At 74.2% G+C, this 24,891-nt stretch carries 25 protein-coding genes; 4 read left to right on the top strand and 21 right to left on the bottom strand.

Annotation, left to right across the window (positions count from 1 at the left end; all coding sequences use genetic code 11):
• Positions 1-55: 55 nt before the first annotated feature.
• The gene (pyrR, locus tag MICAU_RS11625; protein WP_013285506.1) at positions 56-637 is read right to left on the bottom strand and encodes a bifunctional pyr operon transcriptional regulator/uracil phosphoribosyltransferase PyrR; all 582 of its coding nucleotides are present in this window, start codon (positions 635-637) and stop codon (positions 56-58) included.
• A 286-nt stretch (positions 638-923) separates the two neighbouring features.
• Here pyrR and bldD point away from each other — a divergent pair, with 286 nt between their 5' ends.
• Entirely contained in the window at positions 924-1,412 is a 489-nt protein-coding gene (gene bldD, locus MICAU_RS11620) for a transcriptional regulator BldD (protein ID WP_013285505.1), read from the top strand.
• A gap of 62 nt (positions 1,413-1,474) precedes the next feature.
• Here bldD and nusB read toward each other — a convergent pair whose 3' ends face one another.
• The 4 genes from nusB to aroB form a co-directional block, all read right to left on the bottom strand.
• A complete protein-coding gene (gene nusB / locus MICAU_RS11615; RefSeq protein WP_174361785.1) occupies positions 1,475-1,885 on the bottom strand; it encodes a transcription antitermination factor NusB in 411 nt (136 codons plus the stop codon).
• A 23-nt stretch (positions 1,886-1,908) separates the two neighbouring features.
• Positions 1,909-2,466, bottom strand: coding sequence for an elongation factor P (gene efp, locus MICAU_RS11610; protein ID WP_013285503.1), 558 nt, complete (start codon positions 2,464-2,466; stop codon positions 1,909-1,911).
• A gap of 86 nt (positions 2,467-2,552) precedes the next feature.
• Positions 2,553-2,993, bottom strand: a complete 441-nt coding sequence (gene aroQ, locus MICAU_RS11605) for a type II 3-dehydroquinate dehydratase (protein ID WP_013285502.1) — start codon at positions 2,991-2,993, stop codon at positions 2,553-2,555.
• Positions 2,990-4,066: a 3-dehydroquinate synthase gene (aroB, locus tag MICAU_RS11600; RefSeq protein ID WP_013285501.1), complete on the bottom strand. Its 1,077-nt coding sequence runs from the start codon at positions 4,064-4,066 to the stop codon at positions 2,990-2,992. The genes aroQ and aroB overlap by 4 nt, the downstream gene beginning before the upstream one ends.
• Positions 4,067-4,158: 92 nt before the next feature.
• Here aroB and MICAU_RS11595 point away from each other — a divergent pair, with 92 nt between their 5' ends.
• Together MICAU_RS11595 and MICAU_RS11590 are read left to right on the top strand one after the other, a co-directional pair.
• The gene (locus tag MICAU_RS11595; RefSeq protein ID WP_013285500.1) at positions 4,159-4,701 is read left to right on the top strand and encodes a DUF2243 domain-containing protein; all 543 of its coding nucleotides are present in this window, start codon (positions 4,159-4,161) and stop codon (positions 4,699-4,701) included.
• Positions 4,698-5,498 carry a cytochrome c oxidase assembly protein gene (locus MICAU_RS11590; RefSeq protein WP_013285499.1) on the top strand — a complete coding sequence of 267 codons (801 nt, stop codon included), beginning with the start codon at positions 4,698-4,700 and terminating at the stop codon, positions 5,496-5,498. Before MICAU_RS11595 ends, MICAU_RS11590 begins: the two co-directional genes overlap by 4 nt.
• A 215-nt stretch (positions 5,499-5,713) precedes the next feature.
• Here MICAU_RS11590 and MICAU_RS11585 read toward each other — a convergent pair whose 3' ends face one another.
• From MICAU_RS11585 to MICAU_RS11525, 12 genes are all read right to left on the bottom strand, one after another.
• Complete coding sequence (locus MICAU_RS11585) at positions 5,714-6,223, bottom strand: shikimate kinase (protein ID WP_013285498.1); 510 nt, start codon at positions 6,221-6,223, stop codon at positions 5,714-5,716.
• Complete coding sequence (gene aroC / locus MICAU_RS11580; RefSeq protein ID WP_013285497.1) at positions 6,220-7,398, bottom strand: chorismate synthase; 1,179 nt, start codon at positions 7,396-7,398, stop codon at positions 6,220-6,222. The genes MICAU_RS11585 and aroC overlap by 4 nt, the downstream gene beginning before the upstream one ends.
• A 158-nt stretch (positions 7,399-7,556) precedes the next feature.
• Complete coding sequence (locus MICAU_RS11575; RefSeq protein ID WP_013285496.1) at positions 7,557-8,369, bottom strand: shikimate dehydrogenase; 813 nt, start codon at positions 8,367-8,369, stop codon at positions 7,557-7,559.
• The gene (mltG, locus tag MICAU_RS11570) at positions 8,369-9,568 is read right to left on the bottom strand and encodes an endolytic transglycosylase MltG (RefSeq protein ID WP_013285495.1); all 1,200 of its coding nucleotides are present in this window, start codon (positions 9,566-9,568) and stop codon (positions 8,369-8,371) included. The genes MICAU_RS11575 and mltG overlap by 1 nt, the downstream gene beginning before the upstream one ends.
• Positions 9,565-10,026, bottom strand: coding sequence for a Holliday junction resolvase RuvX (ruvX, locus tag MICAU_RS11565; protein WP_013285494.1), 462 nt, complete (start codon positions 10,024-10,026; stop codon positions 9,565-9,567). Before ruvX ends, mltG begins: the two co-directional genes overlap by 4 nt.
• Positions 10,027-10,210: 184 nt before the next feature.
• Complete coding sequence (gene alaS, locus MICAU_RS11555; RefSeq protein WP_013285492.1) at positions 10,211-12,892, bottom strand: alanine--tRNA ligase; 2,682 nt, start codon at positions 12,890-12,892, stop codon at positions 10,211-10,213.
• A complete protein-coding gene (locus MICAU_RS11550; RefSeq protein WP_013285491.1) occupies positions 12,889-13,194 on the bottom strand; it encodes a hypothetical protein in 306 nt (101 codons plus the stop codon). Before MICAU_RS11550 ends, alaS begins: the two co-directional genes overlap by 4 nt.
• A 32-nt stretch (positions 13,195-13,226) precedes the next feature.
• Positions 13,227-13,688: a DUF948 domain-containing protein gene (locus MICAU_RS11545; protein WP_013285490.1), complete on the bottom strand. Its 462-nt coding sequence runs from the start codon at positions 13,686-13,688 to the stop codon at positions 13,227-13,229.
• 146 nt (positions 13,689-13,834) lie between these two features.
• Positions 13,835-14,452: a hypothetical protein gene (locus tag MICAU_RS11540; protein WP_013285489.1), complete on the bottom strand. Its 618-nt coding sequence runs from the start codon at positions 14,450-14,452 to the stop codon at positions 13,835-13,837.
• Between the two features lie 1,528 nt (positions 14,453-15,980).
• A complete protein-coding gene (locus MICAU_RS31505; RefSeq protein WP_013285487.1) occupies positions 15,981-17,396 on the bottom strand; it encodes a hypothetical protein in 1,416 nt (471 codons plus the stop codon).
• A gap of 2 nt (positions 17,397-17,398) precedes the next feature.
• Entirely contained in the window at positions 17,399-18,889 is a 1,491-nt protein-coding gene (locus MICAU_RS11530) for a replication-associated recombination protein A (RefSeq protein WP_030271033.1), read from the bottom strand.
• Positions 18,890-18,963: 74 nt separating this feature from the next.
• A complete protein-coding gene (locus MICAU_RS11525) occupies positions 18,964-19,176 on the bottom strand; it encodes a hypothetical protein (protein WP_013285485.1) in 213 nt (70 codons plus the stop codon).
• A gap of 132 nt (positions 19,177-19,308) precedes the next feature.
• On the opposite strand from MICAU_RS11525, the gene MICAU_RS11520 reads away from it, so the two are divergent.
• Positions 19,309-20,049, top strand: coding sequence for a GNAT family N-acetyltransferase (locus MICAU_RS11520; RefSeq protein WP_013285484.1), 741 nt, complete (start codon positions 19,309-19,311; stop codon positions 20,047-20,049).
• A gap of 87 nt (positions 20,050-20,136) precedes the next feature.
• Here the strand turns inward: MICAU_RS11520 and MICAU_RS11515 are convergent, their stop codons facing one another.
• From MICAU_RS11515 to aspS, 4 genes are all read right to left on the bottom strand, one after another.
• Positions 20,137-21,486: an MFS transporter gene (locus MICAU_RS11515; protein ID WP_013285483.1), complete on the bottom strand. Its 1,350-nt coding sequence runs from the start codon at positions 21,484-21,486 to the stop codon at positions 20,137-20,139.
• On the bottom strand, positions 21,483-22,106 hold the full coding sequence (locus MICAU_RS11510) for an ArsR/SmtB family transcription factor (RefSeq protein ID WP_013285482.1): 624 nt from the start codon (positions 22,104-22,106) through the stop codon (positions 21,483-21,485). Before MICAU_RS11510 ends, MICAU_RS11515 begins: the two co-directional genes overlap by 4 nt.
• Before the next feature lie 61 nt (positions 22,107-22,167).
• The gene (locus tag MICAU_RS11505) at positions 22,168-22,977 is read right to left on the bottom strand and encodes an SDR family oxidoreductase (protein WP_013285481.1); all 810 of its coding nucleotides are present in this window, start codon (positions 22,975-22,977) and stop codon (positions 22,168-22,170) included.
• A gap of 64 nt (positions 22,978-23,041) precedes the next feature.
• Positions 23,042-24,847 (bottom strand): aspartate--tRNA ligase, encoded by a 1,806-nt coding sequence (aspS, locus tag MICAU_RS11500; protein WP_013285480.1) that lies wholly within the window; start codon positions 24,845-24,847, stop codon positions 23,042-23,044.
• Positions 24,848-24,891: the final 44 nt, after the last annotated feature.

The following is a 24,891-nucleotide window of genomic DNA, read 5'->3' as shown; positions in this document are numbered from 1 at the left end:
TGTCGCCGCCTTTCGTTCGCGACTGCGGGGCTCCGCTTCGCTGCGCTCCTCGCGCTCACAGTGAGCCTCCGTACAGCCGTACCTCGTCACTGCCGTCGGTCTCGGCGAGGGTGACCTTGACGTTCTCGGCCAGGGCGGTGGGGATGTTCTTGCCGACGTAGTCGGCGCGGATCGGCAGCTGGCGGTGGCCGCGGTCGACGAGGACCGCGAGCTGCACGGACGCCGGCCGGCCGACGTCGCTGAGCGCGTCCAGCGCGGCCCGCACGGTGCGGCCGGAGAACAGCACGTCGTCGACGAGGATCACCCGCTTGCCGTCGATCCCGCCGGGCGGCAGGTCGGTCGGGCCGACCGCGCGGGTGGCGTGCCGGCGCAGGTCGTCGCGGTAGAGCGTGATGTCGAGCACGCCGACCGGGACTGTGACGTCCTCGAAGGTGCTGATCCGGGCCGCGAGGCGGTGGGCGAGCGGCACGCCCCGGGTCGGGATGCCGAGCAGCACGGTGTCGGCGGCGCCCTGGGTCTTCTCCAGGATCTGGTGGGCGATGCGGTCGACCACCCGCGACACGTCCGCTGCGGCGAGGATCACCTTCACCGAGGGTTGTCGCGGCGGCGACGAGTGGGCAGCCGGTGGGTAGGCCACGGCGGACCTCCTTCCCCGCCTCACGGGACGGGTCGTTAAAGGACGTCTGGTCTGCTCCGGCAGGCCCGCGCGGGGCCCGGACCGGGGCTTCACGCCACGTTACCAGCGGTCACCGGGCTGCCCGCCGCCGGTCCTGACCTGCTGGTCAGCCCGGAGAAATGGGGACAAGCCACACGTGGGTGCCGGACCCGGTGGACGGCAACACTTGACCACATGTCGCAATCCCCGTACCGTCACGCTCCGTAGCGATAGCTCGGGGAACCCGAACAGCACTGGGAGTGTCCGAATGCCCTCTGAATACGCCAAGTCGCTGGGCGCCCGCCTGCGCTCCATCCGCCAGCAGCAGGGCCTGTCCCTGCAGGGGGTGGAGGAGAAGTCGAACGGGCGGTGGAAGGCCGTGGTGGTCGGCTCGTACGAGCGCGGCGACCGCGCCGTCACCGTGTCCCGCCTGGCGGAGCTGGCCGACTTCTACCGCGTTCCCGTCTCGGAGCTGCTGCCCGACGGCAGCGGGGTGCGTCACGAGCCCACCAGCAAGATCGTCCTGGACCTGGAGCGGCTCTACGACGAGGCCTCCGAGGACCTCGCGTACGTGGCCCGCTACGCGCGCGCCATCCAGCAGCAGCGCGGCGACTACAACGGCCGGGTGCTCTCGATCCGCGCCGACGACCTGCGCGCCCTCGCGATCGTCTACGACGCCTCGCCGTCGGGCCTGATCGAGCGGCTGACCGAGCACGGCGTGCTGGTCGCCGACCCGCGGGCGTTCTTCGCGTCCTGACATCCCCCGTACGACGAAAGGGCCCGTGCCGGTCGGCACGGGCCCTTCGTCGTTGCGGCGCGTCAGCGCGTGGCGTACTCGGCGATCCGGCCGAGGATGCCGTTGAGGAAGCGGGGCGAGTCGTCGGTCGACATCTGCCGGGCCAGCTCCACGGCCTCGCTGATCGCCACCGCGTCGTCGATCTCGTCGACGTAGAGCAGCTCGTACACGGCGATCCGGGCCAGGTTGCGGTCGACCACCGGCATGCGCTCCAGCGTCCACCCCTCGGCGTAGCTGGCGATCGTCTCGTCGATCCGGTCGAGGTGCGCCGCCACGCCCTCGACCAGCCCGACCGCGTAGCCGAGGTGGTCGGGGCGCGGCTGCTCGATCCGTTCCAGGTAACCGGCGAGCACCTCGACCGGCGGGCGGTCCCGCAGGTCGGCCTCGAAGAGCACGTCCAGCGCCCGCTTGCGCGCCTTGCGGCGCGCCGGCATCTGCTGCTTGGGGCCCTCGGCCATCAGGCTCGGCCGAGGTAACGGCCGTCGCGGGTGTCGACCTTGATCTTCTCACCGGTGGTGATGAACAGCGGCACCTGCACGGTCGCGCCGGTCTCGACGGTGGCCGGCTTGTTGCCGCCGGTCGAGCGGTCGCCCTGCAGGCCCGGCTCGGTGTAGGTGACCTCGAGCACGACCGAGGTCGGCAGCTCGATGTACAGCGGCACGCTCTCGTGGGTGGCGACGGTCGCCTCGGCCTCGGGGAGGAGGTAGTTGGCGGCCTCGCCGACGGTGCCGCCGGGGACGGTGATCTGGTCGAACGTCTCCAGATCCATGAAGACGTAGTCCTCGCCGTCGGCGTACAGGTACTGCATGGTGCGCTTGTCCACGGTCGCGGTCTCGACCTTGGTGCCCGCGTTGAAGGTCTTGTCGACCACCTTGCCGGACAGCACGTTCTTCAGCGTGGTGCGCACGAAGGCACCACCCTTACCGGGCTTGACGTGCTGGAACTCGACGACGGCCCACAGCTCGCCGTCCAGGTTGAGTACCAGGCCGTTCTTCAGGTCGTTGGTGGTGGCCATTTCCTGCCTTGATCATCAATTGGCGGACAGACCGGCCAAGTCTACTCGCTCTGTCGAATCGGACTCGCGCCACGGAACGGACCGGCTCAGGCTCCTGCGGCGAGCCGGGCGGCCAGGTGGTGCAGCGCCAGCCGGTAGCCGTCCACGCCCAGGCCGCAGATCACGCCGGTGGCCACCGCGGAGACCACCGAGTGGTGCCGGAACTCCTCCCGGGCGTGGATGTTGGAGATGTGCACCTCGACCAGGGGGCCGCGCAGCATGGCGCAGGCGTCCCGGACCGCGATCGAGTAGTGCGACCAGGCCGCGGGGTTCAGCACCACCGCCGCCGCCTCGTCGGCCGCCTCGTGCAGCCAGGCGAGCATCTCGTGCTCGGCGTCGGTCTGCCGGACCACCACGTCCAGGCCCAGCTCCCGGCCGTGCCGTTCACAGTCGGCCACGAGCTGGGCGTAGCTGGTCACCCCGTACACGTCGACCTGGCGGGTGCCGAGCCGGCCCAGGTTCGGCCCGTTGAGCACGTACACCCTCACGAGCTGATCTCCGCGTACGCGGCGGCGAGCAGGTCGTCCGGCAGCGCCTCCATGATCGCCGGGCGGGCGAGCCCGTCGAGCACCACGAACCGCAGCCGGCTGCCCCGGGCCTTCTTGTCCACCCGCATCGCGGCGAGCAGCTCCGGCCAGGCGTCGGCCCGGTAGCCGGTGGGCAGGTCGAGCGCGGCCAGCACCCGGCGGTGCCGCTCGGCGTCGGCCGCGTCGAGCCGGCCGGCGAGCCGGGCCAGCGTGGCGGCGTACACCAGGCCGACCGCCACCGCGTGACCGTGCCGCCAGCGGTAGCCCTCCACCTTCTCGATCGCGTGCGCCAGCGTGTGCCCGTAGTTGAGCACCTCGCGTACCCCGGATTCGCGCAGGTCCCCGGCGACCACGCCGGCCTTCACGCGGACCGCGCGTTCGACCAGTTCCCGCAGCACCGGCCCGGCCGGGTCCAGCGCGGCGGCCGGGTCGTCCTCGACCAGGTCGAGGATGACCGGGTCGGCGATGAAACCGCACTTGACCACCTCGGCCATCCCGGCGGCCAGGTCGGCCGGGGGCAGGCTGTCCAGAGTCGCCAGGTCGGCCAGCACGCCGGCCGGCGGGTGGAACGCGCCGACCAGGTTCTTGCCGGCGGCGGTGTTGATGCCGGTCTTGCCGCCCACTGCGGCGTCGACCATGCCGAGCAGCGACGTGGCGACCGGCACCCAGCGCACGCCGCGCAGCCAGGTGGCAGCGACGAACCCGGCCAGGTCGGTGACCGCGCCGCCGCCCACCCCGACCACCGCGTCGGTACGGGTGAACCCGGCGTCGCCGAGCCGGTCCCAGCAGGCCGCCGCCACGTCGACGTGCTTGCCCGCCTCCGCGTCCGGCACCTCGATCAGCAGCGGCGTCACGCCGCCCTCGCGGACACCGTCGGCGAGCCGGTCGGCGAGTGCCTTGAGCGGCGGCGCGTGCAGGAAGGCCACCCGCTCGGCGCCCGGCAGCAGCCGGGGCGGCGGGTTCAGCAGGTCACGTCCCACGAGCACGTCGTACGGCCGCTCGCCGCCGACCGGGATCCGGGTCACCTCGTCCATCGCGGGCAGCCTAGTCCAGCGCGCCGCCCCCGCGCGGCGACTGTCCACTCCCTGGGTGTTTGACCGGCCGCACCGCGGGTAGGGCGGCCGGAATGAGCGAGACGAGGGCACACGCGACCCGACCGGAGTCCGCGACGAGCATCCGGCTGCCCGCCACGATCCTCGGCGTCGGGCTGGGCGGCTTCGTCGACGGCATCGTCCTGCACCAGGTCCTCCAGTGGCACCACATGCTCAGCAGCACCGGCAGCGACCGGATCGGCGTGCGTGAGTACCCGGTGGACACCGTGCCCGGGTTGCAGATGAACACGCTCTGGGACGGCCTGTTCCACGTGGTCACCTGGGTGGCGGTGCTGACCGGTCTGGCCCTGCTCTACTCCCGGGTCACCCACTCGCGGGGCCGGCTGTGGCGCTCGCCGATGCTGTGGGGCTGGGCGCTGATCGGCTGGGGCCTGTTCAACCTGGTCGAGGGCATCGTCGACCACCACCTGCTCGGCATCCACCACGTCCGCGGCGGCCCGAACCAGCTCTGGTGGGACCTCGGGTTCCTCGCCCTCGGCGTGGTGCTGATCGCTGCGGGCTGGGCGATCCAGCGCCGGGCCCGCGCGGTGGACCTCTGCCCGCCGGAGCGCCGGTGACAGTGGCCCACGCCGGGCATGCCGACGGTGGCTTCCCGGTGACCGCGCTGATCCCGGTGGCGATGTCCTGGGCGTACCTGGCCGCCGCGCTGCGGCTGCGCGACCCGGGCGGGCCGGGCTGGCCGCACGCCCGCACGGCGAGCTTCGGTCTGGGCGCGCTGCTGCTGGTGGCCGGGCTGCTGTGGCCGGCCGGCGACTTCGTCGGGCACATGTGGCAGCACCTGCTGATCGGCATGCTCGCGCCGCTGGCGCTGGTGCTCGGCGCACCGGTCACGCTGCTGCTGCGCACGCTGGACCGGCGTACCGGCCGGGCCCTGGTCCACCTGCTGCGGCATCCGGTAGCGCGGGTGCTCGGCCACCCGGTGACCGGCCTGCTGCTCACCGCGGGCGGGCTCTGGCTGCTCTACCTCACCCCGCTGTACCGGGCCACCTTGGACAGCCCGGCCCTGCACACGCTGGTGAACCTGCACTTCCTGCTGAGCGGCTGCCTGTTCGCCTGGTCGATCGCCGGGCCGGACCCGGGACCGCACCGCCCGCGCGTACCGGTGCGGCTGGTGGTGATCGGGGTCGGGGTGGCCGCGCACGCCACCATCGCCCAGTTGCTCTACGCCGGGCTGTTCGTGGACGTGCCGGCCACCGCCGCCGAGCTGCGGGCCGGGGCCACGCTCATGTACTACCTGGGTGACCTGGCCGAGATCGCGCTGGCGCTCGCGCTGCTCGCCACCTGGCGGCCCGAACCGGCCCGGCGCCGCCGCGCCGGACGCCGGACGGCCAGGGCCGCTGCGGCCAACGCCTGACCGGCGCGCCTTCTCACCCGCCCATGGCGTTCCACCCAGCGGCGTCCTCCACGCCGACTGGAACGCCGCGGGTGCCACAACGCTCGGGAGACACCCACGGCGTTCCACTCATCCGCGGCATCCCCGCCGACTGGAACGCCACGGGTGTCACAACGCCCGCGAGACACCCACGGCGTTCCACCGAGAGAGCCGGACACGGCGGGGGCGGGGCGTTGTCAGGGTTTGAGCAGGGCGGCGATCTCCGCGGCCAGCTCCTGCGGGGTACGGCCGTCGGTGACCACAGTCGCGGTCGCCACCTCGGCGTAGAGCGGGCGGCGCTGGTCCATCAGGTGCTTGAGCGTGGCGCGCGGGTTCAGCGCGAGCAGCGGCCGCCCGGCGCCCAGACCGACCCGCTTGACCGCGTCGGGCAGCTCCACCGACAGGTGCACCACCGTGTGGCCGATCAGCGCGGCCCGGTTCTCCTCGGCCAGGACCGCGCCGCCGCCGACCGCGAGCACGCCCGCGTGCGACGCGAGCGCCGCCGCCACGGCGGCCCGTTCGAGGGTACGGAAGTGCTCCTCGCCCTCGTCCACGAAGATCTCCGGGATGGGCTTGCCGGCGAGGTTCTCGATGTCGGCGTCGGTGTCCCGGAAGTCGACGCCGAGCGCCTCGGCGAGCGCCGTGCCGACAGTGGTCTTGCCGGAGCCGGGCGCCCCGACCAGCACGCAGACCGGCCGGGTGCTCATTTGATCACCAGGCTGTCGAGGTAACCGTTGAGGTTGCGGCGCATCTCGGCAATCGAGTCGCCGCCGAACTTCTCCACCGCCGCCTCGGCCAGCACCAGCGCGACCATCGCCTCGGCCACCACCGCAGCGGCCGGGACCGCGCACACGTCGGAGCGCTGGTTGATCGCGGTGGCCGGCTCGCCGGTGGTCACGTCGATGGTGGCGAGCGCCCGGTTCAGCGACGAGATCGGCTTCATGGCCGCCTTCACCCGAAGCGGCTCACCCGTGGTGATGCCGCCCTCCAGGCCACCGGCCCGGTCGGTGATCCGCCGCACCCCGGTGGCGGTGGGCACGATCTCGTCGTGCGCCTCCGAACCGCGCGAGCGGGCCTGCTGCCAGCCGTCGCCGATCTCCACGCCCTTGATCGCCTGGATCGACATGAGCGCGGTCGCGAGGCGGGCGTCGAGCTTGCGGTCCCACTGCACGTGGCTGCCCAGGCCCGGCGGCACCCCGTACGCGAGCACCTCGACCACGCCGCCGAGCGTGTCGGCGGCCTTCTTCGCGGCGTCGACCTCGGCGACCATCCGGGCGCTTGCCTCGGCGTCGAGGCAGCGCAGCGGGTCGGCGTCGATGCGCGCGGCGTCCTCCGGCGTGGGGCGCAGCCCCGGCTTGACCGCCACCGGGCCCAGCTCGACCACGTGGGAGACGATCTCGACGCCGAGCGCCTGGCGTACGAGCGCCTTGGCGACGGTGCCCACCGCGACCCGGGCGGCGGTCTCCCGGGCGCTGGCGCGCTCCAGGATCGGCCGGGCGTCGGTGTGCCCGTACTTCTGCATGCCGGCCAGGTCGGCATGACCCGGGCGGGGACGGGTCAGCGGCGCGTTGCGGGCCTGGCTCGCCAGCTCCTCCGGGTCGACCGGGTCGGCGGCCATCACTGTGCGCCACTTGGGCCACTCGGAGTTGCCGACCCGGATCGCCACCGGGCTGCCGAGCGTCACCCCGTGCCGGAGCCCGCCGATGATCTCGACCTCGTCCTGCTCGAACGACATCCGGGCACCCCGGCCGTAGCCGAGCCGGCGCCGGGCCAGCTCGCCGGAGATCTCCCCGGTGGTCACCTCGATGCCGGCGGGTACGCCCTCCAGCATCGCGACGAGGGCGGGTCCGTGCGATTCACCTGCAGTCAGCCAGCGCAACACGACGGTCAGTCTGTCACGCCCGGTGGTCACCGGCGTACGCCGCCCGCCGCGTCCCGCCAACCGGACAGGCCACCTCCGTACGCTGGTCCGCCGCCCGACGGGTGAGGTGTTAACAGGGGACCCTTCCTCTACCGGAGGCGTTAAGAAGGGGCCCTTCCTTACACCGGCAGCGCGGCGCGCATCGCGGTGCGTGGGGCGGTGACGCCGGTGAAGTGCTCGAACTGGCCGAACGCCTGGGCCAGCAGCAGGTCCAGCCCGGAGACCACCCGGCACCCGGCGGCGAGCGCCGCCGCCGCGAGCGGCGTGGGCCACGGGTCGTAGACCACGTCGAAGAAGACCGACTCCGGCCGCCAGTCGAAGTTGTCAGCCAGGGGGTCGGCGACGCCCTTGGGCACTGTGGAGATCACCAGGTCGGCGCGGGCGTGGGAGGGTGCGCCGTCCCACTCGGCGCCAGCGAGCGGCACCCCGGCCGCCGCCGCGACCGGGCGCAGCTCGTCGACCGCCTCCGGGCGGCGGGCCACCACAGTCACCTCGGCCGCCCCGATCCGGGCCGCCGCCGCGATGGCCGCCCGGGCGGTGCCACCCGCACCGAGCACGGTGACGACCGCCCCGGCCACGCAGCCGGCGCCGGTGAGCACCTCGACCATGCCGGTGACGTCGGTGTTGTCCGCGTACCAAGTGCCGTCTTGTCGGCGTACCAGCGTGTTGGCGGCGCCGACGGCGGCGGCGGCCGGCGAGACCTCGTCGGCCAGCGCGAGCGCCACCTCCTTGCCCGGCATGGTCACCGACAGCCCGGCCCATTCGGGGCCGAGGCCCGCGACCAGGCCGGGCAGCTCGTCGGCGCCGGCTTCGATCCGGGTGTACGACCAGCCGGTCAGCCCGGCCGCCGCGTACCCGGCGGTGTGGATCACCGGGGAGAGCGAGTGGGCGATCGGCCTGCCGACCACGGCGGCGCGGCGGGGATCGGCCATCAGATGATCCCGGCCTCCCTGGCCTTCTGCTCGTTGCGCTTCTGCTCGGCGTAGGTCTCGGCGAACGCGGAGCGGCCGTCCCTGCTGATCGCCACGAAGTAGAGCCACTTGCCGTCCGGCGGGCTCAGCGCGCCTTCCAGCGCCTCCTTGCCGGGGTTGTTGATCGGCGAGGGGACCAGCCCGCGCAGCTTGCGGTTGTACGGGTTCTTCGGGTTGTCCAGCTCGGCGGCAGTCATGTCCTTGGACGCCTTGGTCTTCTGCCCGGTCAGCTCCAGGTAGTAGTTGACCGTGACGTCCATCTCGAGGCAGTTGCAGGGGAACTCGCCGTAGACCCGGTTGTAGGCCACCCGGGCGACCTTGCCCAGGTCGGCCTTGTTGCCGGCCTCGGCCTGCGCGAGCGAGGCGACGATCAGCGCCTCGTACGGGGTGATGCCGCCGCGATCTTTCTGCACCTTCTCCGCGTACTGCATGCCGGAGGTGACGGTGAGGAAGTTGTCCACCATCAGCTTGAGCACCGTCTCGGCGGTGGCCTTCGGTGGGATCTCGTAGGTGTCCGGGAACAGGAAGCCCTCGATCGACGGGTTGACCTTCTTGCCGTCGGAACGCTTGAACCACCAGTCCGGTACGCCGAGCGCCTCCGGATCCTTCGCCGCGGCCTCGAAGTCCTTGACCGGGATGTCGGTCTTCTCGGAGAGCCGCTTGTAGACCGTCTTCGCGGTGAGGCCCTCGGGAATGGTGATCCCGTTGACGATCTTGTTCTTGAGGTCCAGCAGGGCCACGACCGCCGCGTCACCGCTCATCTGCTTGCGCATCTTGTACGTGCCGGGCTGGATGTTCTTGCTGCGCGAGTTCTCCTCGGCGGCCTCGATGAACGCCTTGGTGCTCTTCACCACGTCGGCCGCGACGAGCGCGTCGGCCATGTCGGCGATCAGCGCGCCCTGCTTGATCTCGACGGTCACCTCGCCGGTGCCGGAGCCGTCGTAGTCGGGTGTGACGAAGTAGTTCTGGACCCGGTCGAAGCCGTAGAACGCGCCGCCGCCGATGCCGCCCAGCAGGACCAGCGCGAGAGCGAGTGCGAGAAGGGTCTTGCCCCGGCCGCCGCCGGACTTGCCCTGGCGACGGCGCACCGCGCCGCGCCGGTGCCGGCCCTTCTCCCCCCTGTCCGGCTCGTCGAACCCCAGATCAAGATCGTCGATCATTGCGTCCGCCTCCGCTGTGCGTCCAGCCAGCTCTGCAGAATCTCCACCGCGGCGGCCTGGTCGACCACCGCTCGTTGGCGCTTTCCCCGGACGCCCCGTTCGGCCAGCCTACGACTCGCGACGACGGTAGACATCCTCTCGTCCGTCAGCGTCACCGGAATCGGCCTCATTACATCAGCCAATCGGCTGGCATATGCTGATACGTTCAGCGCCGCGGGGCCGTGCTTCCCGGCGAGATTGACCGGCAGCCCGACCACGATCCCCACCGCCTCGTGCTCGGCGGCGAGCCGGACCAGCTCGGCCATGTCGGCGGGCACCGCGTCCGGTTCCGCGGTCAGATCACGGGCCAGCGTCACCAGGGGCGTGGCGAGGATGCCGTGCGGATCACAGCGCGCCACCCCCACCCGGACCTGGCCGACGTCGACACCCAGCCGGACGCCACGGGACACCTCACTCACGGGCGGACACCTCCCCGCCGGTACGGGCCAGGGCGGACCGGGTGGTCCGCCCTGGCGTACATCCGTGCACTCATGCCGTGCCGGCTGGGCATGCCCTCACGGCCCTCGCTCCGCTCGGTGCGTTCGCTCATGCCGTGCCGGCCGGGCATGCCCTCACGGCCCTCGCTCCGCTCGGTGCGTTCGCTCATGCCGCGTCGGCGACCGCCCGCTCGACGGTGACCAGCAGGTTCGGCGCCTCCGTCGCGGGCAGGCCGCCGCCCTGGGCCAGGTCGTCGCTACCGCCGCCCCGGCCGGAGAACGCCGCCTTGACCAGGTCCTTCGCGCTCAGGTTCCGCCCCCGGGCGGCCTGGTTGACGGCCACCACGAGCGACGCCTTGCCGTTGGCCCGGGCGGCCACCGCGATCACAGCCGGGCGGGCCGCGTCGATCCGGCCCCGGATCTCCTGAGCGAGGGTCCGCACGTCGTTCGCCGCCGCGCCCTCCGGCGCCTCGGTGCCGACGTACGCGACGCCGCGCACATCCTTCGCCTGCGCCGCCAGGGCGCCGGCCCCGCCGAGCACGAGCTGGGCGCGCAGCTTCTCCAGCTCCTTCTCCGCGTCGCGCAGCTGGGTGACCGTCTGCTCCACCCGGTCGGCGACCTGCTCCCCCGGCACCCGGAACAGCTCGGCCAGCCGGGACACCAGCAGGTGCTCACGGGCCAGGAAGCCGAACGCGTCCATGCCGACGAGCGCCTCGATCCGGCGTACGCCGGAACCCACCGACGCCTCGGAGAGGATCTTCACCAGGCCGAGCTGGGCGGAGCGGGCCACGTGCGTGCCGCCGCACAGCTCGCGGGCGTAGTCACCGACCTCGACGACCCGGACCCGCTCGCCGTACTTCTCGCCGAACAGGGCCATCGCCCCGATCCGCCGGGCCTCCTCCTGGCTGGTGACGAACGCGTGCACCTCCAGGTCGGCCAGCAGCACCTCGTTGACCTGCTGCTCGACGTCGTGCAGCACGCTCGGCGCCACACCCGTCGGGGTGTTGAAGTCGAACCGCAGCCGGCCCGGCGCGTTCAGCGAACCCGCCTGGGTCGCCGACTCACCGAGGAAGTTGCGCATCGTCTGGTGCACCAGGTGCGTGGCGGTGTGCGAGCGGGAGATCGCCCGGCGGCGGGACACGTCGATCTCGGCGTACCCGGTCTCCCCGGAACGCACCTCGCCGCGCACCACCTTGGCCCGGTGCACGATCAGGCCGGGCACCGGCTGCTGCACGTCGAAGACCTCGACCTGGCCGCCGCCCACAGTGATGAGCCCCTGGTCGGGCTGCTGGCCACCACCCTCGGCGTAGAACGGGGTGGTGTCGAGCACCAGCTCGATCGTGTCACCCTCGACCGCCGCCGAGACCGCGGCGCCGCCGGACAGCAGCGCGCGTACCCGCGACTCCCGGCTCAGCTCGGTGTAGCCGGTGAACTCCACCGGACCGCCGCCGTCGAGCACCGACCGGTACGCCGACACGTCGGTGTGCCCGGTCTTGCGCGCCTGCGCGTCGGCCTTGGCCCGGCTGCGCTGGTCGGCCATCAGCCGGCGGAAGCCCTCCGCGTCGACCTGCAACCCCTGCTCGGCGGCGATCTCCAGGGTCAGGTCGATCGGGAAGCCGTACGTGTCGTGCAGCTGGAACGCCTTGTCGCCGGAGAGCGCCGCCTTGCCGGCCGACTTGGTCTCGGCGATGGCGGTGTCCAGGATCGTGGTGCCGGCGCGCAGCGTGGCCAGGAACGCGTCCTCCTCGGCGTACGCGTACTGGGAGATCCGGCCGAAGTCCTCGGCCAGCTCCGGGTACGACGGCGCCATGCAGTCGCGGGCCACCGGCAGCAGCTCGGGCAGCGCCCGGTCCTGGTAGCCCAGCAGCCGCACCGCCCGGATCGCCCGGCGCATGATCCGCCGCAGCACGTAGCCCCGGCCCTCGTTCGACGGGGTCACCCCGTCGCCGATGAGCATCAGCGAGGTACGCACGTGGTCGGCGATCACCCGCAGCCGTACGTCGTCCGGGTGCGACTCGTTGGCCGCGTGACCGGAGTGCACGCCGTAGCGCTTGCCGGTCAGCTCGGCGGCCCTGTCGAGGATCGGCTTGACCTCGTCGATCTCGTAGAGGTTGTCCACGCCCTGCAGCAGCGAGGCCATCCGCTCCAGGCCCATGCCGGTGTCGATGTTCTTCGCCGGCAGGTCACCGAGGATCGGGAAGTCCTCCTTGCCGACGCCCGGACCGCGCTCGAACTGCATGAAGACGAGGTTCCAGAACTCCAGGTAGCGGTCCTCGTCGACCTCCGGGCCGCCCTCGCGGCCGTAGGCCGGGCCGCGGTCGTAGTACAGCTCGGAGCACGGGCCGCACGGGCCGGGGATGCCCATCGACCAGAAGTTGTCGGCCTTGCCGCGGCGCACGATCCGCTCGGCCGGCACGCCGGTGGCCCGCCAGATGTCGTACGCCTCGTCGTCGTCCAGGTAGACGGTGGCCCAGATCCGCTCCGGGTCCAGCCCGAAGCCGCCCGCCTCGACCGGCTTCGTGGCCAGGTCCCAGGCGAGCGGGATCGCCCCGGACTTGAAGTAGTCACCGAAGGAGAAGTTGCCGTTCATCTGGAAGAACGTGCCGTGCCGGCTGGTCTTGCCGACCTCGTCGATGTCCGGCGTCCGGATGCACTTCTGCACGCTCGTCGCCCGCGCGTACGGCGGGGTCTGCTGGCCCAGGAAGTAGGGCACGAACTGCACCATGCCCGCGTTGATGAACAGCAGGTTCGGGTCGCTGATGGCGGGCAGCGGAGCGGACGGAACCACGGTGTGCCCGTTCGCCTCGAAGTGGGCGAGGAACCGCCGCTTGATCTCCGCCGTCTTCATCGCTGGTGGTCCTCCGGGAAAATCTCTCGGTCACCGATACGCGGGTCCTCCCGCAGCTCGGCGAACTGGTCGTCGTACACCTCGCCGCGGGCGAAGGCCTCGTGGATCTCCTGCTCACGCTCGGCCATGCCGACCCGGACGTCGTCCACGAACGCCCGGAGCGACTCGACCAGACCACCGGCGGACTCGGACAGCCCGCTGGCGATGCCGGCCGGGGTGTACGCCTGCGCCGTCCGGGTGGCCTTGCGCACCACCAGGACGCCCACGGCCAGCCCGATGCCCAGCCAGAACAACCGCCTCATGTTCTCATCCTTCCCGCGTACGCCGGCCGGGGTCAGCGGTTGCCGCGCTTGGCGGCGCGACGCTGCTGCTTGATCGTGTCGCGCACCTCGCGCTCGGTCTCGGCGTGCCGGCGGGCGGAGGCGGCCCGGCGCACGCCGTACCCGAACGCGGCCACCTTGACCAGCGGGTTCGCGGCGGCGGCGGAGACCACGGTGGCCAGGTTCGCCACGTTCGCGGTGACGTTCTGCGCGTGGCTGGTCATGGTGTCCACCTTGGCGAGCTGGAGGTTCACCCCGTCCAGCGAGGTCTGCACCTGCTCCAGCGCCACGTTGACGTTCTTCACAGTGGTGTTCACGTCACCGAGCAGCGGCGCGGTGCGCTCGTTCACGTCGGTGATCATGCGGGTCGTCGCGTCCACGGTGTGCCGCAGCCGCAGGATCGGCACCGCCAGCACGAGCACCAGCATCAGGAACGCGCCGGCCGCGATCAGCGCAGCGATCTCTCCACCACTCACGCGAAAGTCCTCCTCAAGCAGTGTCCCGGAACCCGACGCCCCGGAACGCGCGACCGTACCTACCCACTTCGCGCCACGCCGACCCGGTCACCGGGCACGGACGGGCGTGCCAGCCCCAGACCCTACCGTCCGTGATGAAAGTCGGCTCACGACGGTGAGGGGGTCGCCTCGCCCAGCGGGTCGTCGGTCAGGGTCGGGTACGGATCCTCACCGGTGAGTGACGGATCGGTGGTCGGCGTCGGTCCGGTGCGCTCGTCGTCGATAGCGTTGCGCACCTTCACCGACACCAACGAGCCGGTGCACTCCGCCGCTGCGGGCGCGGGCGGCGCGGTCGGCGCGGGCGCCCCGTCCACCGGCGGGGGCGTGCAGGTGCGGTCGCGCACCCACAGGTCGAGCGTGAGTTCGTCCCGGCGCCAGCAGGTGTAGCTGCCAGGGACCTTCTCGTCCGGGCAACGGTCGACCTTCCAGCGCCGCCACCCGTCCCCGGCCAGCGCCTCCTCGTAGACCGCGACGGTCTCCTTCCACCCCTGCTCCGACTCGACGGAGCGTTCACGCAGGCGGCAGTCCTGGAGGCACCAGCGGCTGCCGCTGACGTTGTCGACCGTGTTGCTCTGTGCCCAGGCGGGCACGGCGAGGGCGTCGAGGGTGTCGAAGACCGGGTCGCGGCTGAGCGTACGCATCCCGAAGTAGAGCGGCACCGCACCGAGCAGCACGAGGCTGACCAGGGCGAGGATGCCCAGCCGCAGCCGGCTGCGTTCGCGCATCTGCCGGCGCAACTCCGACCGGGCGCCGCGTAGACCACCGGCCTCCGCGCCGCTGTCGTCCGGTCCGGGACCGCCGGGCCGCGGCGCGCCGCCCGCAGCGGGCCGTGGCCCCGCGGGCTCCCCCGGGGGTACGACCACAGCCGCCCGGGCCGCCGCCGGTGTCGCCGCGTTGCCCGGTCCGGTCCTCCGGTCCGGCTCCGCTCCGGGTGGCGTCGCCCGTCCGGTGGTCCGCTCGTCCGGCGCGACCGGGCGGGCCACGCCGGCTGCCGCGCGGGCGGTCACCGGGGCACCGGGCGGCACCGGGCCGTCGCCTGCCGGCCCTCTGGCACCGGGGGCCACCGGCGGACGAGGCCCGGCACCGGGCCGGGTGTCGTCGGGGCGTGCCACCCCGCGTCCGTCGCCACCGGGTCCAGCCGGACCGGCTCCGGGTCCAGCCGGACCGGCTCCGGGGCGGCCGGCACCGGCCGGAATCCCCCCCGTGCGATCGACGTCACCACGCGGACCGGGACCGGCCGGACCCGCGGGGGCACCACCGGGACGGCCACCGCCCGCCGGGATCCCACCCGTGCGCTCGACGTCGCCGCGCGGGCCGGGAGTGGGCGCGACACCGGGGCGGGCCGCGCCGCGGGCCGGGCCGGGCCTACCGGGCGACGGGTCGGACGGCTGAGGCCGGGCCGGGGGCACGACCGGGCCGGGCTGGTCGGGGCGGACCGCCGGTTCGGCGCGCGCCGGCACATCGGGGCCGGGCGGTCCGGGCCGCCGGGACGGCGTACCCGGCTCGGGACGCACCGGCGGGACGGCGACGCCGGCCCGGCCGGCGGGCGCTTCGGAACGGCCGGACGGCTGGTCGGCCGGAGGGCCGGCCGGGCGGCGGGTGACCGGCATGGCGGGGTCGGTGTGTGGCGTGCGACCCGCCTGCCGCAGCCAGTCGGCGGGCCGGTCGGGCCGTTGCGGCCGCGGCTCACCGGCGTCGTCACGGGCGGCCCGGCGACCGGGTGTCTCGGCGCCGACGCCGGTACCGCCCGGCTCGTCGGGCGCGGTCCGGCGGCCGTCGGGCGCGGCACCGCGGCCGGCGGGCGCGCCGCGGCGGCCGGCGGGCGGGGTCGGGCCGGTCGCCGGGCTGCCGGAGACGGGCGCGCCCGGCAGGTCCGGCGCGTTTCCGCTGCGCGGTACGACCGGGGAGCGGTCCGGGGCGGCCCGCCGGCCGGTGCCCGGAGCGGGCACGGCTGCGGATCCGCCGCCAGGGGCGGGCACGTGGTGGCCGCCGGTGGGCTCGTCGTGCCGGGCGCGTCGCCCGCCACCGGAGACCGGGGCGGCGTCCGGAACGGCTCGTCCGGCCGGCCCGCCGGGTACGACGCCTTCCGGCGCGGCGCGACGGCCTGCACCGGAGACCGGCCGGGTACCGGGCGGAACGTCGTCGGCACGGGCCCGGCGGCCTGCACCGGAGACCGGCCGGGTACCGGGCGGAACGTCGTCGGTACGGGCCCGGCGGCCCGCCCCCGAGACCGGATGGGTGCCGGGTGCCACGTCATCGGGGCGCGCTCGGCGTCCCCCCCGGAACGGGCTGGACGGCGTCGGCGTCCTCGGCGCGCGCCCGGCGGGCACCACCGGAGACCGGCTGGATGCCGGCGGTGTCGTCCGGCCGGGCCCGGCGGCCGCCGGACGGCGGCGGGATCGTCGGATCGGCCTGGTGCGGGACCTCGGGCCCGGCTCCGTGCCGGCCGCGGGGCGTCGGCGGTACGCGGCTGTCGCCGTCGGCGGGCGGGCGGCCCGGGGCGGCTGGTGCCCGGCCGGGCGGCGGCGCAGCGGGCGGGACGCGGGTGCCGGCGACGGGCGGCTGCTGGCCGGTGGGTCCGTCCACGCGGCGGCGGTACGGCGCGTCGGCCGGACGGGGCGCCTCGGGCACGCCGGGCCACGGACCGTCGACGGGGCGGCGCGGGGCACCGGCTTCGGGGCCGCCCGGCCAGGGGCCGTCACCGGGCCGGCGCGGGGCACCGGTCTCGGGACCGCCGGGGCGCACCGGCGGCGCGGCCGGACCGGGCGTGTCGGGGCGGCGCATGACCGGCGGACGCGGACCGGGCCGGCCACCACCGGGCGGCGCCTCCGGGCCGGGACGGCCACCGCCGGAGGGCGCGTCCACGACCGGTGGGCGGGCCCCCGGCGGCGTGTCCGCGGCCGGACGCCCGGGGGCCGGGGGCATGTCCACGCCGGGGCGGCCGGACGGCGGGGCGGTGTCCACGCCGGACCGTCCCGGCGGCGGAGGCGTGTCCATGCCCGGTCGACCGGGGGCCGGGGGCAGGTCGGTACCGGGTCGTCCGGTGACCGGTCCCCCGGGACGGCCGGCGGCCGGGGGCGCAGCCGGACCCGGACGGCCGGTCACGGGCGGCAGCGTCGGGTCGGTTCGGCCGACCGGAGCGGGCCCGCCCGGATGGGGCCGGCCGGGCGTGTGCGGCGCGGCGGGCGGCGGAACGGCCCGGCCGGGAGTCTGCGGTGCGGCAGCCGGGGGCGGAACGGCCCGGCCGGGAGTCTGGGGCGCGCCGGCCGGCGGAGTACCGGGCCGGCCGGCGGGCGAGGGTGGCGGAACCGGCTGACCGGTCGAGGGCGGCGGGGAGCCCGGTGCCGGGGGCCGCGGAGCCTGTCGGCCGCCGGGTGGCATGCCGGGGCCCGGCCCCGGTGCGGCGGCCGGGCGGGGTGGCCGGGACGGCTCGCCGTCCGGCCAGGACGGGTCGGCGTCGGGCCGCGGCGCGGGCACGCCCCCGTCCGGTCCGAGTTCGCCGCCCTGCTGCTTGGCGGTGCGCAGGTCGTCGATCCAGCCGAGTTCCTCGCCGACGACAGTCGGGTCCAGCTCGGGCTCGGCCCGGCCGCGTCCCCACCGGCGGCCCTTGCCGCGCGGGTCGCGCCGCTCGTCGGGGCCGTCCGCCGGCCGCTCCGGACCACGCGCCATCACTACTGACCCCCCTCGGCGGCGTCGCTGCCGCCCTCACTCGCCCCGCTGGACTGCTCGCCGCCCCCCACCCGGGCCCCGTTCGCGGCGGCCGGGGCGCCGGCCTCCGCCCGGGTCGCCGGAGCCGGCAGCCCGCGCACGATCCGGCGCAACAGCGGCAGCCGGGTGGCCACCGCCCGCTCCGCGCCGTGCCCGCTGGGCTGGTAGTAGTCGGTTCCGACGAGGTCGTCCGGAGCGTACTGCTGGGTGACCACCCCCCGGTGGTCGTCGTGCGGGTAGCGGTAGCCGGCGCCGTGGCCGAGGCCCCGCGCGCCGGAGTAGTGGGCGTCGCGCAGCCCGCGCGGCACCGCGCCGCCACGACCCGCGCGTACGTCGGCGACGGCGGCGCCGATCGCTGTCGTGGCCGAGTTCGACTTCGGCGCGGTGGCCAGGTGGATGACCGCCTGGGCCAGGTTCAGCTGTGCCTCCGGCAGGCCCACGTACTCGACCGCGTGGGCGGCCGCGGTGGCCACGGTCAGCGCGGTGGGATCGGCCATTCCCACGTCCTCACTCGCGAAGATCACCAGCCGGCGGGCGATGAACCGGGCGTCCTCCCCGGCCACCACCATCCGGGCCAGCCAGTGCAGTGCCGCGTCCACGTCCGAGCCGCGCATGCTCTTGATGAACGCGCTCGTCACGTCGTAGTGGGCGTCGCCGTCGCGGTCGTATCGCACCGCCGCCACGTCGACCGCCTGTTCGGCCACTGCGAGGTCGATCCGGCCGGTGCCGAGCGCGGTCGCGGTGGCAGCCGCCGCCTCCAGCGCGGTGAGCGCCTTGCGCACGTCGCCCCCGGCGAGCCGGACCAGGTGGTCCTCCGCCTCCTCGGCCAGGACCAGCGCGCCGCCGAGCCCGCGCTCGTCGGCCACCGCGCGGCGCAGCAGGCCGCGTACATCGTCGTCGTCGAGGGCCTGGAGGGTGAGCAGCACGCAGCGCGACAGCAGGGGCGAGATGACCGAGAAGTACGGGTTCTCGGTGGTCGCCGCGAGCAGCGTGACAGTGCGGTCCTCGACCGCGGCGAGAAGCGAGTCCTGCTGGGTCTTGCTGAACCGGTGCACCTCGTCGATGAACAGCACCGTCGGCGGGCCGCCGGACCGGCGCTGCCGGCGGGCGGTCTCGATCACGGCGCGGACGTCCTTGACGCCCGCGGTGAGCGCGGACATCGCCACGAACCGCCGGTCGGTGGCCCGGGCCACGAGGTGCGCGATGGTGGTCTTGCCGCTGCCCGGCGGCCCCCAGAGGATCACCGACATCGGCGCCGCGCCCTCGACCAGCTGGCGCAGCGGCGCCCCCGGCGCGAGCAGGTGCTCCTGCCCGACCAGCTCGTCGATGCCGGCCGGCCGCATCCGCACCGGCAGGGGCGAGTCCGCCCGGGTGTCGGTGAAGCCGTCGGCGCCGCCCGCGCCCGCGGGTGCGCCGGCCGGCTCGCCGAGGGTGAAGAGGGCGTCCGATTCCATCACGAAGACAGTACCGGGCCGGGCCGACGACGCCGGAATCGCGCCGCCGCCCCGACCCGGGTGGTCTTTTCCGGTCAGCCGCGACCCGGCCGCCGGCCCCGGTACCACCGGCCGCCACCGCCGCCGCGCGGGCCGGAGCCGACCCCGGCCAGGTAGAGCGAGAGCAGCAGGAAGCCGATGAGCATGAGCGTCGTGGTGCTGAACAGATCGGGCGCGCCGAGGTCGGTGTTCATGAAGTCGAGCAGCAGCGCGAAGCCGAACACGATGGCCGCGAGAATGGCGAGCATGTCGTTCCTCCGGTGGGGGTTCCCAGCAGGTCGGCGACGGATGTACCCAATCGGTCTGTTCGTCAATCTCCACCGTGGAACAGGCGGTGCCTCGGCCCTCGGTACCAGCGGGGATGGTCGTACGCTGGCGGAATGATCACGGTCGACGAGTCGCTGACCGAGCGGGAGGGGCTGCTCGCCGCGGCCGGCCACCACCCGTACGCCCGGCACGCGCTCCGGCGCGGCGTGGCCGTACGGGGATGGCGGCACGACGGCGCGGTCGGATGGCTGCTGCCACCGGGTGGCTGGTCGGCCGGCGGGGCGGTCGGCGCCCCCGGCCCGGCGCTCGACGTGTTCGCCGCCCAGCGGGCGGACGGGACGCTGCGGGCCGGCCAGTCGGTCAACCTGTCCCACGCCGATCCGGACGAGGTGGCCGCGCGGCTGCCGGTGGCCCGGCTGACCGAGTGGGATCTCCTCTGGGCCACCGGCCCGCCGCCGCACCAGCCGGAGCAGGAGCGGGTGGTACGCCTCACCGAGGCCGACCACCCCGCCCTGGCCGCGCTGATCGAGGAGGCGTTCCCGGCCACCACCTCGCGGCCGGGCGAGCCGGGCATCGTCGACTGGTACGGCATCCGCGACGGTGACCGCCTGCTCGCCTGCGGCGCCGATCGCAGCCGCGGCGACATCGGCTTCCTGGCCGGGCTGACTGTCGCACCGGAGCATCGCGGCCGAGGGCTGGGTGCGGCGCTGACCGCCGGGATGACATGCGCCCTGTTCGGCAGGTACGACGCCGTGGCGCTGGGCGTCTACCCGGACAACGTGGGCGCGATCCGGCTGTACCGCCGGCTCGGCTTCACCGCCGCCGAACGCCGCACCTTCGTCGAGCTCGCCTGACGCGCGACGCCCCGACGGCGTGGATGGAACGCCATGGGTGTCGAACGACGTCCGAGACACCCATGACGTTCCACCCGGCCGGTCGGCTCAGTCGCGGCCGGCGGGAGCGGGCGCGGCCACCGCGGGGGCCGCGTCGAGGGGCGGGCCGGCGTGGCCGGGGCCGCCTACCGTCGACTCCGGTTCCACGGTGACGTCCTGCGTGTTGCGGCGGGCGGCGCGCCAGGCCGGCAGGTAGAGCGGCGCGGCCACGGCGAGCATCGCCGCGCCGACGACCATGGCGATGCTGACGCTCGTGGCGTCGGCCAGCGCGGTCAGCGTCACCGCGCCGAGCGCGCCGGCCGGCTGGGCGGCCATCGAGTTCAGCGAGAGCACGCTCGTCCGGTACGGGCCGTCGACCTGCCGGTGCAGCAGTCCCATGTGCAGCGGGTTCGACGCGCCGTGCACGGCGTAGCAGGCCAGGTACGCGATGAGCACGCCGACCGGGCCGGCCAGCAGACCCATGCCGACCACCGTCACGCCCTGCAGGATGCGCATCAGCGCGGCGGCCGGGGCGGCGCCGAGGCGGCGCAGCAGGAACGGGGTGAGCGCGGCACCGGCGGCGTTCGCGAGCCAGGCCGCCGTGCCGGCGGGGCCGAGCAGCGCCGCCGCGCGGTCCGGGTCACCGAGCACGTCGGCGAGGCGTACCGGGAGCAGCGACTCGAAGGTGACCATGCCGAAGCCCCAGAACAGCTCGACGGCGACCAGGGCCGCCAGCACCCGGTTGCGGCGCAGCAGCCCGACGGCCTGCCCGACCATCCGGGGCGCGTCGACCACCGAGGCGCGCAGCGCGGCCGGGCCGGACGCGGGCCGCCGCTCCGCCATCAGCGCCAGCAGCGCCACGATGGAGACGGCCTGGAGCACGGCGGCGACGATCACCGGCAGGGCCAGCGCGCTGACCGGGCCGACCGGGCCGAGCGCGACCAGGCCGCCGCTGAGCAGCGCGCCCGCGCCGATCGCGACACCGATCACGGTGCCGGCCCAGCCGAGGCCGCGCTCGTATTCGGCCTTCGGGTCGACGGCGAGCGTGGCGTCGACGTACCAGGATTCCATCGGGCCGCTGTCGAGCGCCCGGTAGACGCCCTGCAACGCCCAGACCAGGAAGAACATCCAGAACGAGTCGGCGACCGCCATCAGCGCCAGCGAACCCAGGCCGAGCACCCAGGCGACGACCAGCACCGGCTTGCGGCCGAGCGCGTCGGCGAAGCCGCCGGTGGGCAGCTCCAGCGCCAGCACGACGAGGCCCTGCGCGGTGGCGACCAGGCCGATCTGCGACAGCGTGAGCCCGCGTTCCTGCATCAGCAGGATCATCACCGGCATGAGCAGGCCGCTGGGCAGCCAGCGCAGGCCGTACAGCGTGAGGTAGCGGGACCGGATCTGGCGTACGGACAGCGCGGTCACGGCTTCTCCTCGGTGGACGGCGGGGCGGGCCGCGGGAACGCCGCGTCCATCGGGAGGGCGGCGAGGTAGAGCTGGACCGTCTCGGCGTCGGGATCGTCGGGGTCGGTCTCGTCGCGGTGCCGCTCGAAGAGCGCGAAGACCTCCTCCTTGATCGCTTCGAGCCGGGAGACCGGGATCCGCATGAAGAAGTCGCCCATGCCGAACGCGTCGCGCCAGGCCGGTCCCCACTGGTGCCGCTGGGCGAACCAGCGTTCGGCGTGCCCGGCGAAGAAGCGGACGTAGTCGGCCTCCAGCCACTCGATCGCGGCCCGCGAGTCGGGGTCGTCGTCGAAGTCGCTCGACTCCCAGTTGGTGACGTCGTGCGCGGCCCGCCAGTAGCGCTGCCGGCCGGTGCCGATGTTGGGGTCCTCGACCACGAGACCGACCTCGGCGAGCTGGCGCAGGTGGTAGCTGGTCGCGCCGCTGTTGGTGCCGAGCATCTCGGCCAGGGCGGTGGCGGTGGACGGGCCTGCCACGCGCAGCGCCCCGATCAGCCGCATGCGCAGCGGCTGGGCCAGCGCGCGAACCTGACGGTGGTCGATGCGTACGGCGCGTTCCTCGGGCCGCTTCTTCTCCTCCATGAGATGCACAATATCTGTGCACACTTTCCATGCACAAGATGCTTGCAAAGAATCTGTGCAACTAGCCGTACAGCTCGGTGATCCCGCGCAGCCGGGTCCGCAGCAGCCCCGCGGCACGGCTGGAGTCCAGCACCACCTCGCCCGGGCGGTGCAGTCCGGCGGCGGCGATCGTGGTCGTCCGCAGCCCGCCCGCGTCCACCCCGTCGTGCCGGGCCACCAGCAGCCCCATCTCGGCGCGGCTCACCGCGTCCGGCCCGGCCACGTTCAGCAGCCCGGCGTAGCCGCCCGGCACCAGCTCCAGCACCGCGGCGGCGAGGTCGGCGACGTGCACCGGGCAGCGCAGCTCGTCGGTGAACAACGTGGCCCGGCCGGCCAGCGCGTCCCGGCAGAGCTGGATCTGCTTGCTGCCCTCCCCCACGATCAGCGACGTCCGCACCAGCACCGCGCCCGGATCCACCGCCCGCACCGCCGTCTCCGCCGCCGCCTTCGCCGCCCCGTACGGGTGCAGCGGCGTGGGCACGTCCTCGTCCGCGTACGGCTTCGGGCGCCCGGCGTGCAGCGCGTCGCTGGACAGGTGCACCAGCCGGGCGCCCACCTCGGCGGCGGCGACCGCGATGTGGGCCGCCCCGTCCGCCGTGACCGCCCAGTCGTCGTACCGGTAGGGGGTGGCGACGACCGCGTCGGGGCGTACCCGGGTCAGCAGCTCACGCACGGCGGCGCGGTCGGTCACGTCGAGCCGGTGCGGCGCGACGCCGGCCACCGCCACGGCGGTGGAGTGGTACGTGCCGGCCACCCGGTGCCCGGCGGCGACCGCCTGCCGGCACACCTCGGCGCCGAGGAACCCGCTGGCTCCCACCACGAGCAGACGCATCAGTCCCCCTGAAGATCGAAAAGGCCCGCGTCATCATGACGCGGGCCCTTCGACGAGGCGAGGATCAGGTGGGGTCGGCCACCGGCGCGGCCGGGCCGGCGGTGCCGGCGTGCGGGCCGCCCGGCGCCTTCGGCTTGGCGTCGATGCCGGCCTCGGCGCGCTGCTGCCCGGTGATCGGGGTGGGCGCGCCGGTCAGCGGGTCGAAGCCGCCCCGGGTCTTCGGGAACGCGATGACCTCGCGGATCGAGTCCGCGCCGGCCAGCAGCATGCAGACCCGGTCCCAGCCGAACGCGATGCCGCCGTGCGGCGGGGCGCCGTACTTGAACGCCTCCAGCAGGAAGCCGAACTTGTCCTGCGCCTCGTCGGCGGTGATGCCGAGCAGGTCGAACACCCGCTGCTGCACGTCGCCGCGGTGGATACGGATCGAGCCGCCGCCGATCTCGTTGCCGTTGCAGACGATGTCGTACGCGTATGCCAGCGCCCGGTCCGGTGCCTCCTCGAACCGGTCCACCCACTCGGCGTTCGGCGAGGTGAACGGGTGGTGCACGGCGGTCCAGCCGCCCTCGTCAGTGCGCTCGAACATCGGCGCGTCGACCACCCAGCAGAACGCCCAGGCGCTCTCGTCGATCAGGTTCGCCCGCTTGGCGATCTCGATCCGGGCCGCGCCGAGCAGTTCCTGCGCCTCGCGGGTGTTCGTGCTCGCGGCGAAGAAGACCGCGTCGCCGGGCTTCGCGCCGACCGCGTCGGCCAGGCCGGACAGGTGCGCCTCGGACAGGTTCTTCGCCACCGGGCCGCGCGCCTCGCCGGTCTCGGCGTCCAGCACCACGTACGCCAGGCCGCGCGCGCCGCGCGCCTTGGCCCAGTCCTGCCAGCCGTCCAGCTCCTTGCGGGTCTGCGACGCGCCGCCGGGCATGACCACCGCGCCGACGTAGCCGCCCGCGTCGATCGCGCCGGCGAACACCCGGAACTCGGTGCCGCGCAGGTAGTCGGTCAGCTCGGTCAGCTCCACGCCGTAGCGCAGGTCCGGCTTGTCGGAGCCGTAGCGGGACATGGCGTCGTGCCAGGTGATGCGCGGGATCGGCCGGGCGATCTCGTAGCCGGCGAGGTCCTTCCACAGCGCCGAGACGATCGCCTCGCCGAGGTCGATCACGTCGTCCTCGGTGACGAACGACATCTCGATGTCGAGCTGGGTGAACTCCGGCTGCCGGTCGGCGCGGAAGTCCTCGTCGCGGTAGCAGCGGGCGATCTGGTAGTACCGCTCCATGCCGCCGACCATCAGCAGCTGCTTGAACAGCTGCGGCGACTGCGGCAGCGCGTACCAGCTGCCCGGCTGCAGCCGCACCGGCACCAGGAAGTCGCGGGCGCCCTCCGGGGTGGAGCGGGTCAGCGTCGGCGTCTCGATCTCCAGGAAGTCCCGCTCGTGCAGCACGCCGCGGGCGATCTGGTTGGCCCGCGAGCGCAGCCGCATGGCCTTGGCCGGGCCGCCCCGGCGCAGGTCCAGGTAGCGGTACTTGAGCCGGATGTCGTCGCCGGCCTCGATCTGGTCGTCCACCGGCAGCGGCAGCGGCGCGGCCTCGGAGAGCACCTCCAGCTCGGACGCGGTCACCTCGACCTCGCCGGTGGGCAGGTCCGGGTTCTCGTTGCCCTCCGGGCGGCGGGTCACCTCGCCGGTGACCTTGACGCAGAACTCGTTACGCAGCGCGTGCGCGTCCTCCTCGCGGAACACCACCTGCACGACGCCGGAGGCGTCGCGCAGGTCGACGAAGATGACACCGCCGTGGTCGCGCCGGCGGGCCACCCACCCGGCGAGCGTCACCGTCGAGCCGGCGTCCGCGGCGCGCAGGCTTCCGGCATTGTGGGTACGGATCACGGCTGGCGTCTCCTCAATCTGGTCCACTCACTGCTCCCCCGCAT

The organism is Micromonospora aurantiaca ATCC 27029 (assembly GCF_000145235.1).
Taxonomy (GTDB): domain Bacteria; phylum Actinomycetota; class Actinomycetes; order Mycobacteriales; family Micromonosporaceae; genus Micromonospora; species Micromonospora aurantiaca.
Note: the sequence above shows the minus strand (reverse complement) of the source record. Positions and strands in the feature narration are given on the sequence as shown.